The sequence below is a fragment of the Lacrimispora amygdalina genome, assembly GCF_003432035.1.
Lineage (GTDB): Bacteria > Bacillota > Clostridia > Lachnospirales > Lachnospiraceae > Lacrimispora > Lacrimispora amygdalina.
The window spans coordinates 43042-60259 of the sequence record NZ_QOHO01000011.1; the positions used below are offsets into that span (position 1 = coordinate 43042).

The 17218-nt window shown below is 44.3% G+C and carries 16 protein-coding genes; all 16 read right to left on the reverse strand.

Annotated elements, in window-relative coordinates; all coding sequences use genetic code 11:
* Window positions 1-45: 45 nt before the first annotated feature.
* Window positions 46-1641: an NAD(P)/FAD-dependent oxidoreductase gene (locus DS742_RS02760; RefSeq protein ID WP_117415505.1), complete on the reverse strand. Its 1596-nt coding sequence runs from the start codon at window positions 1639-1641 to the stop codon at window positions 46-48.
* 7 nt (window positions 1642-1648) lie between these two features.
* The gene (locus DS742_RS02765; RefSeq protein ID WP_117415506.1) at window positions 1649-2863 is read right to left on the reverse strand and encodes a BaiN/RdsA family NAD(P)/FAD-dependent oxidoreductase; all 1215 of its coding nucleotides are present in this window, start codon (window positions 2861-2863) and stop codon (window positions 1649-1651) included.
* A gap of 69 nt (window positions 2864-2932) precedes the next feature.
* Window positions 2933-3319: a hypothetical protein gene (locus DS742_RS02770; RefSeq protein ID WP_117415507.1), complete on the reverse strand. Its 387-nt coding sequence runs from the start codon at window positions 3317-3319 to the stop codon at window positions 2933-2935.
* 53 nt (window positions 3320-3372) lie between these two features.
* Complete coding sequence (locus tag DS742_RS02775) at window positions 3373-5049, reverse strand: putative polysaccharide biosynthesis protein (protein ID WP_117415508.1); 1677 nt, start codon at window positions 5047-5049, stop codon at window positions 3373-3375.
* A complete protein-coding gene (locus DS742_RS02780) occupies window positions 5036-6190 on the reverse strand; it encodes a DUF3048 domain-containing protein (protein WP_117415509.1) in 1155 nt (384 codons plus the stop codon). The genes DS742_RS02775 and DS742_RS02780 overlap by 14 nt, the downstream gene beginning before the upstream one ends.
* On the reverse strand, window positions 6187-6684 hold the full coding sequence (gene ybeY, locus DS742_RS02785; RefSeq protein ID WP_117415510.1) for an rRNA maturation RNase YbeY: 498 nt from the start codon (window positions 6682-6684) through the stop codon (window positions 6187-6189). The genes DS742_RS02780 and ybeY overlap by 4 nt, the downstream gene beginning before the upstream one ends.
* Complete coding sequence (locus DS742_RS02790) at window positions 6674-7690, reverse strand: PhoH family protein (protein ID WP_117415511.1); 1017 nt, start codon at window positions 7688-7690, stop codon at window positions 6674-6676. The genes ybeY and DS742_RS02790 overlap by 11 nt, the downstream gene beginning before the upstream one ends.
* Window positions 7677-8921 (reverse strand): sporulation protein YqfD, encoded by a 1245-nt coding sequence (yqfD, locus tag DS742_RS02795; protein ID WP_117415512.1) that lies wholly within the window; start codon window positions 8919-8921, stop codon window positions 7677-7679. Before yqfD ends, DS742_RS02790 begins: the two co-directional genes overlap by 14 nt.
* Before the next feature lie 26 nt (window positions 8922-8947).
* A complete protein-coding gene (locus DS742_RS02800) occupies window positions 8948-9214 on the reverse strand; it encodes a YabP/YqfC family sporulation protein (RefSeq protein WP_117415513.1) in 267 nt (88 codons plus the stop codon).
* Between the two features lie 132 nt (window positions 9215-9346).
* A complete protein-coding gene (gene rpsU / locus DS742_RS02805; protein ID WP_003504099.1) occupies window positions 9347-9523 on the reverse strand; it encodes a 30S ribosomal protein S21 in 177 nt (58 codons plus the stop codon).
* Between the two features lie 140 nt (window positions 9524-9663).
* Entirely contained in the window at window positions 9664-12270 is a 2607-nt protein-coding gene (alaS, locus tag DS742_RS02810; protein ID WP_242996373.1) for an alanine--tRNA ligase, read from the reverse strand.
* Window positions 12271-12321: 51 nt separating this feature from the next.
* Entirely contained in the window at window positions 12322-12471 is a 150-nt protein-coding gene (locus tag DS742_RS28685) for a hypothetical protein (RefSeq protein WP_170313342.1), read from the reverse strand.
* Between the two features lie 141 nt (window positions 12472-12612).
* Window positions 12613-13464: a lysozyme inhibitor LprI family protein gene (locus DS742_RS02815; RefSeq protein ID WP_117415515.1), complete on the reverse strand. Its 852-nt coding sequence runs from the start codon at window positions 13462-13464 to the stop codon at window positions 12613-12615.
* A 125-nt stretch (window positions 13465-13589) separates the two neighbouring features.
* Complete coding sequence (gene rnhA, locus DS742_RS02820) at window positions 13590-14069, reverse strand: ribonuclease HI (protein ID WP_117415516.1); 480 nt, start codon at window positions 14067-14069, stop codon at window positions 13590-13592.
* A 21-nt stretch (window positions 14070-14090) separates the two neighbouring features.
* Complete coding sequence (locus DS742_RS02825; protein WP_117415517.1) at window positions 14091-15692, reverse strand: MBL fold metallo-hydrolase RNA specificity domain-containing protein; 1602 nt, start codon at window positions 15690-15692, stop codon at window positions 14091-14093.
* Between the two features lie 44 nt (window positions 15693-15736).
* Entirely contained in the window at window positions 15737-17212 is a 1476-nt protein-coding gene (spoIVA, locus tag DS742_RS02830; RefSeq protein ID WP_117415518.1) for a stage IV sporulation protein A, read from the reverse strand.
* Between the last annotated feature and the right edge of the window lie 6 nt (window positions 17213-17218).

The window sequence follows — 17218 nt, forward strand, 5'->3', positions numbered from 1 at the left end:
TACTTTTTATCTCATATCTTACATCATTTTTAAAAATACGTCAATTTAGAAAGAAAAGCTTTTATATCTTCTGGCAATGGCTTCTGCCACTTTTAGTCCATCCATCGCAGCAGACGTGATCCCGCCTGCATAGCCAGCGCCTTCTCCACAGGGATAAATCCCCCTGATCCTGCTCTCAAACGCATCATCTCTGGAAATCCTTACCGGTGATGAAGTCCTGCTTTCCACGCCTGCCAGTATGGCATCCTGTCTGCGAAAGCCGCGTATCTTTCCTTCAAATGCCTCAACGCCTTCGATAATGGATTCCGATATATAATCAGGAAGCATTTCTCTCATATTCGTAAATTCATATCCTCCCTTTAATGCCGGTTTCACATCTCCAAAGGTATTTGAACTGCAGTTTCTCTTAAAATCCCCGTAAAGCTGGATTGGTATGTTGCCCTTCCCCTGCAGATAAGCCGCTTCTTCCAGTTTTCTCTGATAAGCAATTCCCGCAAGGGGTGAGCCGCCGCCAAAATCCTCAGGAGTCACAGTGACAATGAGCGCACTGTTTGCATTGATTCCATCCCGCTTATGATAGCTCATACCATTGACTGCCAGCCGCCCTTCTTCTGAGGAAGCATTCACAACATATCCGCCGGGGCACATGCAAAATGTATAAATCCCTCTTCCGCTTTTGCACTGATGGGTAAGCTTATAATCTGCTGCTCCAAGTATCTCGTGAGCAGCCTCCCCGTACTGGGAACGGTTGATTGCCTCCTGCGGGTGCTGGATTCTGAGTCCAACGGCAAACGCTTTGGCCTCCATGGGAACCCCTCTGCGTTCAAGTACATGAAACGTATCCCTGGCACTGTGTCCGATAGCCAGAATTAAAGCATCAGCAGGGATTTCTTCCCTATCATTTACCGTGATGCAGAAGATCTTACCGTCTTTCATCAAAATATCCGTAACAAGGCTGTTAAAACGGACCTCTCCTCCAAGACGGATGATCTCCTTTCTCATATTCTTTACGATTCCGCTCAGTACATCAGTACCGATATGAGGCTTGTTGATATACAAAATAGAAGGGTCTGCGCCGAATTCCACAAACAGTTCCAAAACCTTGCGGTTTCGCATCAGAGGGTCCTTAACCAGTGTATTTAATTTTCCGTCTGAGAAGGTTCCTGCCCCGCCCTCACCAAACTGCACGTTGCTGCCCGGATTTAATGGTCCGCCGTTCCAGAATCCATCCACTGCAAGCCGCCTGTTGTCTACGTCTTCGCCCCGCTCTAAAAGAAGGGGGCGGTAACCGCTTCTGGCCAGCATGACTCCGCAAAACAGCCCCGCAGGCCCTGCACCTGCAATGACCGGACGGTTTATCATTGTTTCCGTTCCGCTCTCAGGAAACTGGTATTCCTTTTTCACTGCCGGTATAACATTGACATTTTTAGCTCTATGTATGACTGCTTCTTCATTTTTTGTCTCAATGTCAATGGAGTAGATAAAATGAATCTCCTCCTTTTTACGGGCATCAACTGATTGTTTGATTATTTCATAAGACTGTATCTCTTTTACGGGTATTCGTAATAATTTAGCCGCTTTCGCCAGCAGATCTTCTTTCGTGTGATCCACTGCAAGTTTTAATTGATTGATTCGTATCATATTTTATTTATCCTCTCCCTGCATGGATTCCTGCCGTAATTCCGCTGGACCATGCCCACTGCAGGTTATAACCCCCGCATATTCCATCTACATCAAGAATTTCTCCTGAAAAATAGAGTCCTTTTATAAGTTTCGATTCCATTGTAACAGGATCTACCTCTTTTGTATCCACACCGCCGCTGCAAACCTGAGCCTGATCAAACGCGTTGGTGGAAACAATTACTGTTTTCAAATCCTTTAAGCAGCGGACAAGATTCTTAACCTCTCTGGTTGTAATCTCTTTCACCCATGATGCCCGTATAATACCGGCCTCTTTTAAAAGCACCTTAGCCAGTTTGGAATTTAACACACCATGTAAAAATTCTTCCGCCGGTCTGTATCCAAACCTTCTTTGCCGTTCCAAAAGAAGGGTTTCTAAATCTGAAAACGGAAGCTCAGGAAGTAAATCCAGCTGTACTGTTACCTGCTGTCCTTCGTTTAAGGCTCTTGCAGCATATCTGCTGATCTGAAAAACAGGTATACCCGAGATTCCGTAATCAGTGATCTGAAGCTCCCCTCTGTCTGAAGCCGCCGTCTTTCCATCTGTCTTAAGCGTCACAAGCGCATCCGTGCGTACTCCTGCTGCCTGCCTGTACCATTTTTCCTTGCAGCGAAGCTGGACCAGAGCGGGCAGTGGTGTTATAATACGGTGACCCAGCTTACGGGCAAGATCATAACCGCTGCCATCAGAGCCCGTCTTGGGTGCTGCCATGGAACCAGCCGCGAGAATAATCCGGTCTCCTTTTTGTTTTCCTTTATCTGTAACCACAGTCAGATCTTTTTTAATCTCTTCCACACGGCAATCCGTCACAATCCTGACGCCCAGATGTTCCAGTTCAAAAAGCATGGCCTCCAGAACAGTGGCTGCCTGTCCGGTATTGGGATAGACATATCCATTGCGCTCTGTCAGAACGATCCCCAGATCTTTGAAAAAATCCATCGTCTGGCTTACCGTAAATGCATTCAGTACCGGATAAGCAAAATCCGGCTGATTACCCCTGTATGCCTCTGCCGGAAGCTGTAGATTCGTAATATTGCACTTTCCGTTACCGGTCGAAAGAAGCTTCTTTCCCGGTCTGGCTGTATGTTCCATAATTGTAACAGAAGCTCCCTCTCTGGCTGCAGAAATACCCGCTGCCAGACCAGAAGCTCCAGCCCCAATAATTATGATCTGTTTTTTCATCCTGTCCTCCTTACATTCAGTCAGACTTATTGTATCCGCTTTATCGCAAAATTTCAATCCTGTTTCTGTTTAGCTTGTATAGGATTCCAGATAATTGAATACTTCAACCATCGAAGGAAACCAGATTCCATCCATAAGCTTCCCCCTCTCTTCTTCCGGAAAATCAGTAACCGGCATATGGGTATAGAGGCAGATGGTTGTTTTATCCTGATAGAGGACGAGCAGATACCCATCCTCTGAAACCAGATAATATTTATCCTTGCTCTCAGCATTGGCTGGCTTTGCCTCTTCCTGATTTATGACAATCTGCGCTTCTGTCACAGTTTCGGTTTCTATGGTTGCCCCGGGGAGGGCCTCCTCCGGTCTGACACTGTCCTTTGTAATGGCAAAGCCAATTCCCAGACAGATCGCAGATGCCGCAACAAATAATAGAAAGCAGAACATATACTTCTTCATGAGTTGATACCTCCTTCAGTAAGTATAGTATCTGCTTTCTTCTTACATTTTAATCATAAAAGATGGTATTTTCTTGCAATACCTGCCAATTTTCTGCCTCCAGGGAAGCCATTTAACTCGGTTTCATCGACACACTGGAATTTTAACAGTAACACGCCGTATACTATCACTGCCGCTGCCACAGCTGCCAATACTCCCACTATATTATGTTTTAAAACTGCATGGACCAGAAAATACACCCCATAGGAAACAGCACCCATAATTCCTGCCGCAAGAGTAGGAAGAAAGAATGTTTTTCTAATCTCCTGATGATAATTTAAATATTTCCGTATGGAGAGTCCATTGAGCAGACACATGGTCAGTGCAAACAAAATATTGGAATATAAGACTCCATATATCCCCATCTTAAACGGAAACAGCATGAGCCAGAGGATTCCCACATGAAGCACCAGGGAAATAACTGCGTTCTTTAACGGCGTCTTCATGTGATTAATTCCCTGAAGCACCGCATTGGTAACGGTTGACAGGGAGAAAAACACAACTGCAGAGGAACCATATATCATCATCTTAATCAGTTCAATGTTATTGCTTCTGCTAAACAGAAGATTGCAGATAGGTCCTGCAAGCACAGTGAGCCCCACAGTGGAGGGAATTGCGATGATCATGGAAAAACGAATCACCATGGAAATCTTTCTTATGATCTGGCTCCTGCTTCTTTCTGCCACTGCCTGGGACAAAGACGGGATTAAGGCAGATGCCAGAGAATTGGCAATCGCAACCGGAATATTAAAAAGAAGCCGGTATTTACCAGAATAGATTCCCCAGTTGGCAGCTATCTCCGGAGCCCCCATACCCATGGAAGACATGCCGATGCCGTAAATGCTGTTATCAATCACGATGCTGATGTTGTATGCAACGCTGCTGAACACAATAGGAAGAACGGTCAGGATTAAAACCCCGGAAAGATTTTGATATGTTTCAAAATATCCGGAACGGTCTCTTCTGGACTGTCTTCTCATAATCGGACGGTAGCTGAACATGAGAAACAAAAGAAACAAAAGGCCTGCAAGTGCTCCTGCACCGGTTCCAATGGTTCCGCCTGCTGCTCCAAACGCATAGGAATACTGGGTTGAACCATAAAGCGCATTGGAACGCAGTCCTTCTTTAAAGAGCATTGCTGCTGCATAGATACTGATGACTGCATTGACAATCTGTTCAAAAATCTGGGATACCGCTGTGGGAAGCATGGTTCCAAGTCCCTGGAAATATCCCCTGAAAACCCCAAGATAAGCGATGATCCAGACAGTGGGAGCCAGTGTTTTCAAAGCATAACTGGTATAAGGCATTTTTAAAAACTGATTTGCAAACACATCCGCTCCGAACCACAGAACTGCAGCACCCAAACCTCCCACAACCGTTCCATAAAACAAAGATACTTTCAGTACCTTCATGGAATTAACATATTCTTTCCTCGCCATCCTTACAGCAACCATCTTGGATACTGCCGTGGGAAGGCTGTAGGAAGAAACAATTAATAAAATGGAGTATATCGAAAAAGCGGAACTGTAATATCCGTTTCCTTCATCTCCTAAAATATCCGCAAGGGGAATCCGGTAAAACATTCCGATCACACGGACAATAATACCTGCAGCCGCAAGGATGATTCCCTGAAGAAGGAAGTTAGAAGAACCCCTTTTATTTGTTTTTTTGCTTGTCCTACTGTTTTCCATATATTTCTACTTTAGGAGAGTCCTGTGCTGAAATGATACAAACCCAGGTTTTTCCCTGGTTCAGGATGATCTCGTTATTCTCCATATCGTAATAATGTGTGGGCCCAAATTCTCCATCCTTGGACCATTTCACCGGAATTGCCCGGCCCCCGGTCACATACATTCCGAAAGAATCATTGTGAACATTGATATTTAAATATTCAGTAGTGGCATAATGAGCGGAGGGACAATACTGCAGAATAATATTCTTCACCCTGATCTGGCCTTCATCCCCCTGGTGAGCCTTTCCGTACTGGTATCTGTAATAAAGTCCGTCGTCCTCATGGTACTCAAACCATGGCTTGTTATAAACGTAGCCAGGGTAAACCTTATAAGCGTCCTTTACGCTGTCCGCATCCTGTAAAGTAACCTCATGTCCGGTTTTTGCAAAAAGATAATGTCCCTTGTATTCCGGATTATATTCTCTTTTAAAGCCCAGCTTTTCTATGGACTTGTTTAAACGCTCCCCGCTGGTATAGGCATTGTGGGGAGATTTCCGGTCGGAGGATCGGAAATAGGCAACTGAACCAATGGCCTCCAGACCATTGATGTGATCTAAATTGGACAGATAAGGCTTGGCAAAGGTGCTTTGTCCATAATGGGCATAAACAGCATCAAATTCACGGGCAAAGTATGTATAATACGTACGGCAGCTTCTGACAGAGCCGATTCTTGAAAGATTATCATAATCTTCAATAATTGCCATGTACCGGTTCATTCCGCCTTCTACCGGAGCTTCATAAACAACTCCTGCCCGATTGATTCCATATTGAGGCTGCGCCTCCTTATCATTGCTCATCATCACTGCTACCGGCCTCCGGTTACCAATGGCTGCATCCACCATCTCTCCGGTTAAATAACTGCGTATTTTTCCATCTTTCTCGATACGTTCTTCACTGGTATAGTATTCACCGGATTCACTGTCCTCACCGGCGGATTGCTCTGTACTGCTGTTTATGCGGATCTCTTCTGTCGATTGTCCCTTCTGTGATTCTGACTGCACGTTTGTAACAGATACTTCCTCGTACTTTTTACCGCAGCCAGAGAGCAAGGCTGCAGACAGCATTCCTATAGCAAAACCAAACCATACCCTTTTTTTCATCTCACGTATCCCCTCCGGCTTAAAATTTCTTCCTGCTTTCGCTCCATAACAAGGCGTTCTTCGTCTTCCATATGATCATAGCCGCATAAATGCAGCATGCTGTGAGCGACTAAAAAAGCCAGTTCCCGTTCTATGGAATGCCCGTATTTTTCCGCCTGTTCCTCCACCTTGTCAACAGAAACAACAATATCCCCCAGGAGAAGTTCTCCTGTCTCCGGGTTAAAGGAGTCATACTCCGCCTCTTCCAGATGATCGAAATCAGAAGGTGTCTCATATTCAATCATCGGAAAGGAAAGTACATCAGTGGGACTGTCGATATTCCTGTATTCCTGATTGATCTGGCGGATATCCTCATTATCTGTAATAAGAACATTAATCTCTGCCTCATAAGGGCAGTTTTCATAATCCAGCGCTTCCTCTGCCACACTGGTTATAATCTCTTCATAGGGAATTTTCAGCTTTTTCTCCGCTTCGTATTCTATATTAATCGTCATAATGCGCCTTTCTTCCTGTAACTGTCTTCACTTTTCGGTCAGCCGGCTTTTTCCTGGACTCAAACTCATCATAAGCCTGTACAATTTTTTGAACCAGCGGATGGCGGACAACGTCACTGCTGGTCAGCTGGCAAAAGCTGATATCATCAATTTTCTTTAAGATCCTCATGGCCATGTCAAGACCCGATACGGCTCCTGCCGGTAGATCCTTCTGAGTCTGGTCGCCCGTAACGATCACCTTGGAACCAAAACCGATCCGGGTTAAGAACATCTTCATCTGGGCAGGCGTTGTATTCTGGGCTTCATCAAGAATGATAAATGCATTATCCAGAGTCCTTCCTCGCATATAGGCCAGAGGTGCTACCTCAATGAGACCTTTTTCCGCATTGTGAAGGTAGCTTTCAGCTCCCATAATCTGATACAGAGCATCGTAGAGCGGTCTTAAATACGGATCAATCTTACTTTGAAGATCACCCGGCAGAAAGCCCAGCTTCTCCCCTGCTTCAATTGCAGGTCTCGTAAGAATAATCCTGTTTACTTCACCGTTTTTAAAAGCCTGAATTGCCATAGCCATGGCAAGATAGGTCTTACCGGTTCCGGCAGGACCAATTCCGAATACCACCATCTTTTTTCTGATCTGATCCACATATTGCTTCTGTCCCAGAGTCTTTGGCTTCACCGGCTTTCCGTTAATGGTTCTGCAGATAATATCTTTGTCTATCTCAAGGATCTGACTGTCGCTTTCCGTAAAAGAAAGAGAAAGAGCATAATCCACATTCTGTTCTGCGATTACATTCCCCCGTTTGGAAAGCTCAATCAGATTGCTGAATACACTTTTTGCTCTCTGTACCATCTGTTCCGGACCGATGATTTTAAGAGCTCCATCCCTTGCAATCATGGTAACATGCAGGGTCCGTTCAATCTTTTTTAAGTAGCTGTCAAATTGCCCGCATACATTCTTCTCGTGTTCAATAGGAATATCTATGATAGTTTCAATTACGCTCATTTGAATTATTCGTCTCCTCCGGTTCCTCTGTTGTCTGCATCTTCAGCGCTTCCTGTCTGCCTAAGGGCTCCTCCGTCACAAAATCCATGGTAATCTGGCACAAAGATTCATTATCTAGTATTTTAACATGATTTTCCAGAATTTGTACCCCCTTTTCCAATAATTTTTTTTGGAAGCTCTGATTCATCTGATCAGCCAGTTCTTTCTTCTCTTCTTCCGTATAAGGGCGTTCATAGGACACATACTCTTTCCCTGTTATTTTTCCCACATAAATGGGCAGATAAAAGTTTTTAAACAGATGAAGCTGGGTTTCTTCCATCGTTCGTTTCCACGATGTCCCTTCCGGTCTTGGTCTCATTAACAGAAAAGAAAACTGAAAGGCTTTTACATACCGTCCTCTTCTTACTTTTCCGGTCTCCACCTCTATGGTCTTAAATAACGGAATCTTCCTGTTATAATGATACTCAGTTCTGGCGGTTATATCCCCGTCAGAGTGAACATAATGAGTATTCACAATTTCTTCGCTGTCCCCAATGATGGGAAGTGTGCCGCTGACCAGCACATCTCCTGCAGCCACCTGGTCCCCGACCTTTACCATGGGAACTCCGCTCCGGACAATTATGGAGGTGATTGTGCCATCCTTTTGGGCAATGAGATCGCAGGGAGTTTCATCCCTGACCGGAATGTCGGAAAGCACTTCATTTTCTTTTATCTTAACCAAAAGTCTGGTTCCCGATACTCTTGCAGATACCCAGGTAATTTCCGGAAAACGGGTTCTTAATGATTCCTCCAGCACATCACAGTCAATCTTTGATTTTCTCATGCCATAACGAATCTCCTCTGACTCACAGAACTTTAAAAGAGTATCATATGTATACATCTGATTCCCATCAAATTCAATATCCCAGATAAACAGGGACAAAACATAAAGTATCGCCAAAAAACCTAGAAAGCCCGCCGCATAAAACTTTCTTCTTCTGTTCCGGTATAAAAAAAAAGGAAGTCCAAACTTTTTCAAAATTCTAAGTCTGACCTTCGATTTACGGACGAGAGGTTTGATTTTACGAAATCCCGGTACCGTGATAAAGAACCGGTAAGTATGGCCGGAATGAACTACATCCCAAACCTCAATTTCATGTGCGCTGCACATATTAAAAAAACGTTCCGGAGAAAAACCGGTCATTTCAACGAAAAGATATCCGAAAAAGCGATGATTCAGCCATGTAAGCACGTAACTACACCTCCATTATTCCCAGTTTAATCAAATTCCAGGGATTTAATGTAACCGTTGATTTTCATCTCCTCATTGGTGTAATACTCAATCATAAGACGGCTGCCTCCTATGATAACCCGGCAGTTTTTTGCCTGAATCTTGATTAAACAGTCCGTATATAAAATGATGCTTCTGTAATTTTCGATCACAACACTATGGCGGCCCAGAAACGATACAAGCACTTCTCCAAGAACCACATCCTTTGGAAGTTTTAAGGCGGAAGCTGCTTTTACTTTTGTTTCCTCCAGCATAACTTTTATCGCCTTTCTCTGATCTCTTCTTTTCTACTATATGCAATTATAATATGGAAAATTCTATAGCGCGTAAAAAGACGAAAAAACCCCTGGTCACAAAAAAGAGACCAGGGATTCATCTTTTAAGAATTAGTTATATTTACGTTTTCTTGCAGCTTCAGACTTTTTCTTACGTCTTACGCTTGGCTTTTCGTAATGCTCTCTCTTACGAATTTCCTGCTGGATACCTGCTTTTGCACAGTTTCTTTTGAATCTGCGTAAAGCGCTATCTAAGCTCTCGTTGTCTTTAACGATTACATTTGACATAGCTCACACCTAACCTCCCTCCAGTTGTGTACTTGTGCATAATACAACTGTTTGGGTATTTTATAGCACTGATATGATTATAGCATAATTTTGCCATACGTCAAGAAAAATTTTTTATTATTTTTCAATTATTACAGTAATTATTTCAGCTGTTCACCCACAACTTCTGCCACTTTAGATAAGCACGCATCTACTCCTGCCGGATTCTTACCGCCAGCCTGAGCCATGTTTGGACGTCCGCCGCCGCCTCCTCCCACAAGGGAAGCAATGGCCTTAATCAAGTTGCCTGCATGAGCTCCTTTTTTCTGAGCTTCATCGGTAACGGCAGCCATTAAATTGACCTTTTCATCCTGTACAGATGCGATTACGATTACGCCTTCCCCCAGTTTGTCTTTTAACTGGTCACCTAAGTTTCGAAGACCGTTCATATCCACATCCTGAACTTTTACAGCCAGAACTTTCATGCCCTTTACTTCTGTCACCTGATCCATAACATCGCCAAGAGAATCTTTGGCCAGCTTACTCTTTAACTTCTCATTTTCAGAGTGAAGAGTCTTTATCTCCTCAAGGAGAGATTCTATCTTTGCAGTCAGGGAAGCAGGTGTGGTTTTTGCTGCCTTTGCTGCTTCATGAAAAGCTGCTTCTGTTTCTTTATAATAATTCATTAATCCGTCACCGGTTAATGCCTCAATTCTGCGTACGCCGGCTGCAATACCAGCCTCAGAAAGGATCTTAAAGGATCCGATGACGCCTGTATTGGAAATATGAGTACCTCCGCAAAGTTCTGTGGAGAAATCACCCATTTTTACTACGCGGACACTGTCTCCGTATTTTTCACCAAATAATGCCATGGCGCCAGACTTTTTAGCTTCCTCAAGAGACATAATCTCTGTCTGTACCGGGAGGGATTCTTTGATTTTTTCATTAACAAGAGTTTCTACCTGATCAATCTCTTCCGGTGTTAAAGCGGAAAAATGAGTAAAGTCGAAACGGAGTCTGTCACCATCAACGAATGATCCTGCCTGCTCTACATGGCTGCCAAGCACAGTCCTCAATGCTTTCTGGAGAAGATGGGTGGCACTGTGGTTTTTGCCTGTATTCTGGCGGTTTTTCTCACAGACCTTACAGGTTACCTGATCACCGGTCTGCAGCATACCTTTTACAACCTTTCCCACATGACCGACTTTTCCGCCCTGTAGGTGAATGGTATCCTCAACTTTAAATTCTCCGGTTTTACAGATAATCATACCCGTATCACCCTGCTGACCGCCCATGGTTCCATAAAAGGAGGTTTTTTCCGTTACAATCGTTCCGGTCTCTCCATCTGTCAGGGCTTCCACCAGATCGCTCTCACTGGTAAGCGCAGTGATCACAGTATCACAGATTAAACTGTCATAGCCTGTAAACTCCGTTGTGAGGGACGGATCAATAGACTGGTAAACCGTAACATCCGCGCCCATATAATTCGTGGTCTTTCTGGCATTTCTGGCTGTTTCACGCTGTTTTTGCATGGCTGCCTTAAAGCCTTCTTCGTCCACACCAAACTGTTTTTCTTCCAGAATCTCAAGAGTTAAGTCAAGAGGGAATCCGTAGGTATCATACAGCTTAAAGGCATCCTCACCAGTCAGAATCCTGCTGCCTTTTTTCACCATATCTTCTTCCAGTTCATTTAAAATGGCAAGGCCCTGATCAATGGTTTTATTAAACTTATCCTCTTCCTGAGTAAGGACCTTTAATATCATGGCTTTCTTCTCTTCCAGTTCCGGATAACCATCCTTTGAAAGTTCAATGACAGTTGTGGATAAATCCGCAAGGAATTTACCTTCGATTCCAAGAAGCCTTCCATGACGGGCAGCCCTTCTTAAAAGACGGCGCAGAACATAGCCTCTGCCTTCATTCGACGGCATAATTCCATCGGAAATCATAAAGGTACAAGAACGGATATGATCGGCGATGAGGCGAAGTGATACATCAACCTCTGCATCCTTTTTATATTCCGTATTGGCCAGCTTTGCAACGCGGTTTAAAAGTGCCTTAATCGTATCTACATCAAAAATGGAATCCACATCCTGCACAACCACTGCAAGACGCTCCAGACCCATGCCTGTATCAATATTCTTCTGCTTTAATTCTGCATAATTGCCCTGACCATCATTCTCAAACTGCGTAAATACGTTATTCCACACTTCCATGTAACGGTCACAGTCACAGCCTACGGTGCATCCAGGCTTCTTACAGCCATATTTTTCACCCCGGTCATAATAGATCTCAGAACATGGACCGCATGGACCTGCTCCGTGCTCCCAGAAGTTGTCTTCCTTACCAAACCGGAATATACGCTCCGGTGCAATGCCGATATCTTTGTTCCAGATTTCGAAGGCTTCATCATCTTCCAGATATACGGAAGGATACAGCCTGTCCGGATCCAGTCCGACTACTTCTGTTAAAAATTCCCATGACCAGTGAATTGCTTCATTCTTGAAATAATCTCCAAATGAAAAGTTGCCAAGCATTTCAAAAAATGTTCCATGGCGGGCAGTTTTGCCTACATTCTCAATATCACCGGTTCTAATACACTTCTGGCAGGTTGTTACCCTTCTTCTTGGAGGAATCTCCTGACCAGTAAAATATGGTTTTAAGGGTGCCATACCCGAGTTGATCAATAACAAGCTGTTATCATTATGTGGAACCAGGGAGAAGCTTTTCATCGCTAAATGTCCCTTGCTCTCAAAGAATTCAAGGTACATTCTCCTCAGTTCATTCACACCGTAGTTATTCACGTTACTGTCCTCCGTTAGTTATTTTGTTTCATCCGCACCAGCTGCGGCACTGGCGGCATCTTTATAATCTCTGTATTTCTTTCCGCATACAATTCCGCCCCAGGAAATAAGCAGGAAAAACAGGAATTTAATAGCGGTTCCCAGGAAACTTGCAAATATTGCTGTCATTATTTTTTCCTCCCGAAAGTTATTATAATATCGCTCATTTTATTATCCTATCACAAGGGATTTTATTTAGCAAGATATTCATTTGTAATTTTTTTCATACAAATGAAAAAGTACGGTAAAAACCGCACTTTTTCGTCATTTCTATGGAGTAAGGTATTCCTCATATTCCTCGATCAGGCTGTAAGCCCGTTCTCTGGTGGATTGAGCAAGAGAAGCGGTGTATTCAAGTTCTTCCAAAGTTCCCCCGCTGTATTTTTTGGCAGCTTCTTCCGCTTTCACGTCCCTGTCTTTAATCCAGGACTGCTGGGAGGCTTCCAATTGTCTTTTTAAATCTTCAGACAGGGTTTCAGAAATCGCTTCATATATCGAATTCTGCTCCCGGTTCCAAAGCTTCAGTTCTTTGTCAGCCAGGGCTTTCATGGAATATGTGTTGGAATCAGCCGAATCCTCCCTCATCTTTTTAATCTGGGCATCCAGCTCCTTTAAATGCTTTCTGAAATAATCAGCGCCTTCAGACGGCGCTGCCGCCTGGGCAGTCTTGGCCTTGGAATCCGGAGTAATTGGGGTAATCACAGGTTCCGGTGCGGCTGACTGTGTTTCACTTTCACCGTATGTATCCGCAGCCCCTGCAGCCCCTGCTTCCGGTTCAGATAAAACCGCCCTTTTCATCATCGGCTCCTGGGTATCCTGTAATACAGCACTTTCGTCATCCTCTTCTGACTGGGATGTATCTTCAGATGCTTCAGTTTCAGCGGGAACAGATTTCTTCTGTGTTTCTTTTGATATCATGATATCCGGAGAGATCTGCCTGACAGAACCGCTTCCTGTTTTTTCTTCTTTTAAAAGCTGGCTGTCTTCGGAGTATCCCGAAACTGCGGAAGAATTCGTTGTGCTGTCTTTTCCCTTTACAAAGCTGAAGGTAGCAAAGGTCACCAATATACCTATGACCAGTATACTTCCTATTACAATCCAAATTCCTCTGTTTCTATTCATGACTTTTCATCCTAACATGATTTAATGAAATTACCATATCACAAATAAAAAAGAAAGAAAATAGGAAACTGGATTTAGTAAGAGATTGTAAGAGATATGTAAGTTTTATCCACTTACTGTTCTCTTCAGGAAAGGCCTTCATCTGTAAGCAGATCATGTCCGTCAGCTGCACTGGTAGCCAGCACATCACACCTTTCATTCATGGGATGACCAGCATGTCCTTTTACCCAGTGAAAGGTTACCTGGTGCATCTGTTTTGCCCTCAGCAGACGCTCCCACAAATCAATGTTCTTTACAGGGCCGCTCTTTCCCCTTTTCCAGTCATTCTTCACCCAGTTATCAATCCAGCGCTGGTTAAATGCATCCGTTAGATATTTGGAATCCGAATAAAGCTCCACCTGGCAGGGTCTGGTTAAAGCCTCCAGACCTGCAATCGCTGCCATAAGTTCCATGCGGTTATTTGTGGTTTTCACATATCCTGCAGACATTGATTTTTCATGGAGCTGCCCCTTGGAATCTGTAAACTGCAAAATCGCACCGTAACCTCCCGGTCCGTCAGGATTTCCTCTCGCAGCTCCGTCTGTAAATAGTTGTACCTTTGTCAATTTCTCATGTTCTCCTTATTTTCATCTGTCCCATTTATCACACAATGAATTAATCTGATCTGCAAATTTGGCAAGATCTTTATTGGCCCCGCCCTCATTATGGCGGATTACCTGCAATAGCCGTTCTCCTGCTGCAAACAGTCTGGCGTAAACACCAACAGGCTTTTTAGCGGTTTCCGGTGCTCTGACCACTGCGGTTCCTTCTGTCTCATCCACCCATTTACCTAGGGCAAGATCATATATGGAACCGGAATAAGGCGCACTTACCTGGTAAGCATACTCTTTCTTTAAAAGCTGTTCAAAGGAATTGCAGACCAGATCATCGCCATGAACCAGAAATACTTGTCGCGGTTTTTCTTCAAATGCATTCAACCAGGCAATCAATCCTTCCATATCTGCATGGGAACTCATCCCACCCATCTGTTCAATATGGGCTTCCACCTGAATGGTTTCACCAAAAAGCCTTACATCGGTGCTGCCATCGATCAGGCTTCTGCCAAGCGTCCCTATGGACTGATAGCCCGTAAAGACAATCGTACACTCCGGGCGCCACAGATTATGCTTTAAATGGTGCCGGATCCGTCCGGCATCGCACATTCCTGCAGCCGATATAATTACTTTGGGCTTTGAATTAAAATTGATGTTTTTTGAATCTTCACTGGTGACGGATAGCTTCAGACCGGGGAATGAGATCGGATTAATTCCCTTCATAACCAGTTCCCTGGTTTCTTCATCATAACAGTCTACCAGATTGTCTTTAAAAACCTGAGTAGCCTCAACTGCAAGAGGGCTGTCAACATATACATCAAACCCATCATGACCTGTAATCCGGTTTTCGGACTTGATCCGCCGGAACATATAAAGCAGTTCCTGGGTTCTTCCTACTGCGAAAGCAGGAATCACCACATTACCGCCCCTGTCAAGTGTTCTTTGGACAATGTCCGCAAGTACGCTCACATGATCCGGTATTTTGCCGTGAAGACGATCCCCGTAGGTACATTCCATCACTACATAATCCGCATCCTTTATGTACTGTGGATCACGGATCAGCGGCTTGTTCTTATTGCCGATATCGCCGGAGAAAACAATTTTCCTGGAACAGTTTTCTTCCCTGATCCAGGTTTCGATGGAGGCGGAACCAAGAAGATGACCCACATCGGTAAATCGGATGGTGAGGCCATCTTCCAGTTCCACTTTTTCATTATACTGATAGGACCGAAACAACTCCAATACACCCATGGCATCATTCATACCGTAGAGGGGCTCTTCTTCCGGAAGACCGGCACGCCTTGCTTTCCGGTTTTTCCATTCTGCCTCAGACTCCTGAATATGGGCACTGTCCTTAAGCATAATTGCGCAAAGATCAGCGGTTGCGTCCGTAGAAATCACGTTTCCCCTGAAGCCTCTGGCATAGATAAAAGGAAGCAGTCCTGCATGGTCAATGTGGGCGTGAGTCAGAAGCACATAATCAATCTGGGCGTAGCTGACGGGCAGGCTGGCATTTTCAAACCGGTCAATCCCCTGCTCCATTCCGCAGTCCACAAGAATCCTTAAACCTGATGCTTCCAGATAATGACAGCTTCCGGTTACCTCGTGGGCTGCGCCGATGAACGTCAATTTCATAAAAGCCCTCCTTTTGTATTTGTTTTTCCTATTATACCATTAATTTAGATAATAATGCAAATCATACCGCCATTACTATCGTTAATTATTTTTTGGAGGGTGTCCTGCAGCTTCATCTGACAGTCATCCGTAAGCTGCGATATTTTGGTCTGAATTCCGTCTTCCACAATCTGTTCAATGGATTTACCAAAGATATTGGTATTCCAGATACCTTCTTCGCTTTCTCTGGCATTTTCCTTTATATAGGCAATTAAATCTTCTGCCTGCTGTTCACTTCCTACGATAGGAGCGATTTCTGTCTGAATATGGGCTTTAATTAAGTTAATGGAGGGGGCCTCCGCACGCATTTTTACACCATACTTATTCCCGTGTTTAATTACTTCCGGCTCATCAAGCATGATTTCAGAACGTTCCGGAGTCACTACGCCATAACCTTTCATTCTGACCTGGCTCATGGCCTGATTGACCTTTTCATATTCCTTTTTCATTTTTGCCAGCTCGCTCAATGTCTGCATCAGCTGATATTCCCCTTCAATCGGGATTCCTACGTAATCGCTTAAAATCTGATAATAGAAGCTGTCATCCACATCCATGTCAACGGATACGCTTCCGTCTGCCATGTTCATATTCTGAACCTTCACCCCGCGGATGCTCTCTGTTTCCCCGTTAAATAAACCGGCAGATACATCTTTCATCTGGGTGACCTTTTTTACCATGTCCTTGGCTGCCTGAATCACCTGAGCCTTCAGCCAGTGTGTGGCAGGGAGTATTTCAAGCCATTTGGGAATGTAAAAATCCATTTCCGTTACAGGGAATTCCTTTAATACACGCTCCAGAATGTTTCCCACATCTTCTTTCTTTAACTGCTCACAGTTAATGGGCATAACCGTAACACCATACTTCACATTCATATCCTTTGCCAGGGCAACGGTTTCATCCGAGTATGGTTTTGCAGAATTTAAAAGAATAAGAAATGGTTTACCAAGATTCTTAAGCTCCTGGACGGTGCGCTCTTCTGCAGCTATGTAATTGGGACGCTTCAGTTCACCGATGGAACCGTCTGTTGTAACAACGACACCGATGGTGGAATGATCATTGATTACTTTTCTCGTACCGATTTCCGCCGCTTTCGTAAATGGAATCTCATAATCAAACCAGGGTGTTTTTACCAGACGCTCTTCCTCATTTTCAATATGCCCCGCTGCGCCGTCCACCATAAAGCCAACGCAGTCGATGAGGCGGACCTTGGTCTCAATCTCATCTCCCAGCCGGATGGTTGCGGCCTCTTTGGGAATAAATTTAGGTTCCGTCGTCATAATGGTCTTTCCGGCTGCGCTCTGAGGCAGTTCGTCCCTTGTCTGAGTTTTCTGGTGTTCGTCTTCCATGCCCGGCAGTACCATCAATTCCATAAAACGCTTGATAAAGGTGGACTTTCCTGTTCTGACGGGGCCAACCACTCCAATGTAGATTTCTCCGTTGGTCCGGGCTTTGATATCATTGTATACGTTATAATTGTCCATAAAGAT

Coding starts and splice junctions, on each gene's coding strand:
- DS742_RS02760 (WP_117415505.1), bottom strand. CDS start 1,641: ATGATACGAATCAATCAATTAAAACTTGCAGTGGATCACACGAAAGAA.
- DS742_RS02765 (WP_117415506.1), bottom strand. CDS start 2,863: ATGAAAAAACAGATCATAATTATTGGGGCTGGAGCTTCTGGTCTGGCA.
- DS742_RS02770 (WP_117415507.1), bottom strand. CDS start 3,319: ATGAAGAAGTATATGTTCTGCTTTCTATTATTTGTTGCGGCATCTGCG.
- DS742_RS02775 (WP_117415508.1), bottom strand. CDS start 5,049: ATGGAAAACAGTAGGACAAGCAAAAAAACAAATAAAAGGGGTTCTTCT.
- DS742_RS02780 (WP_117415509.1), bottom strand. CDS start 6,190: ATGAAAAAAAGGGTATGGTTTGGTTTTGCTATAGGAATGCTGTCTGCA.
- ybeY (WP_117415510.1), bottom strand. CDS start 6,684: ATGACGATTAATATAGAATACGAAGCGGAGAAAAAGCTGAAAATTCCC.
- DS742_RS02790 (WP_117415511.1), bottom strand. CDS start 7,690: ATGAGCGTAATTGAAACTATCATAGATATTCCTATTGAACACGAGAAG.
- DS742_RS02800 (WP_117415513.1), bottom strand. CDS start 9,214: ATGCTGGAGGAAACAAAAGTAAAAGCAGCTTCCGCCTTAAAACTTCCA.
- rpsU (WP_003504099.1), bottom strand. CDS start 9,523: ATGTCAAATGTAATCGTTAAAGACAACGAGAGCTTAGATAGCGCTTTA.
- alaS (WP_242996373.1), bottom strand. CDS start 12,270: ATGTACCTTGAATTCTTTGAGAGCAAGGGACATTTAGCGATGAAAAGC.
- DS742_RS28685 (WP_170313342.1), bottom strand. CDS start 12,471: ATGACAGCAATATTTGCAAGTTTCCTGGGAACCGCTATTAAATTCCTG.
- DS742_RS02815 (WP_117415515.1), bottom strand. CDS start 13,464: ATGAATAGAAACAGAGGAATTTGGATTGTAATAGGAAGTATACTGGTC.
- DS742_RS02825 (WP_117415517.1), bottom strand. CDS start 15,692: ATGAAATTGACGTTCATCGGCGCAGCCCACGAGGTAACCGGAAGCTGT.
- spoIVA (WP_117415518.1), bottom strand. CDS start 17,212: ATGGACAATTATAACGTATACAATGATATCAAAGCCCGGACCAACGGA.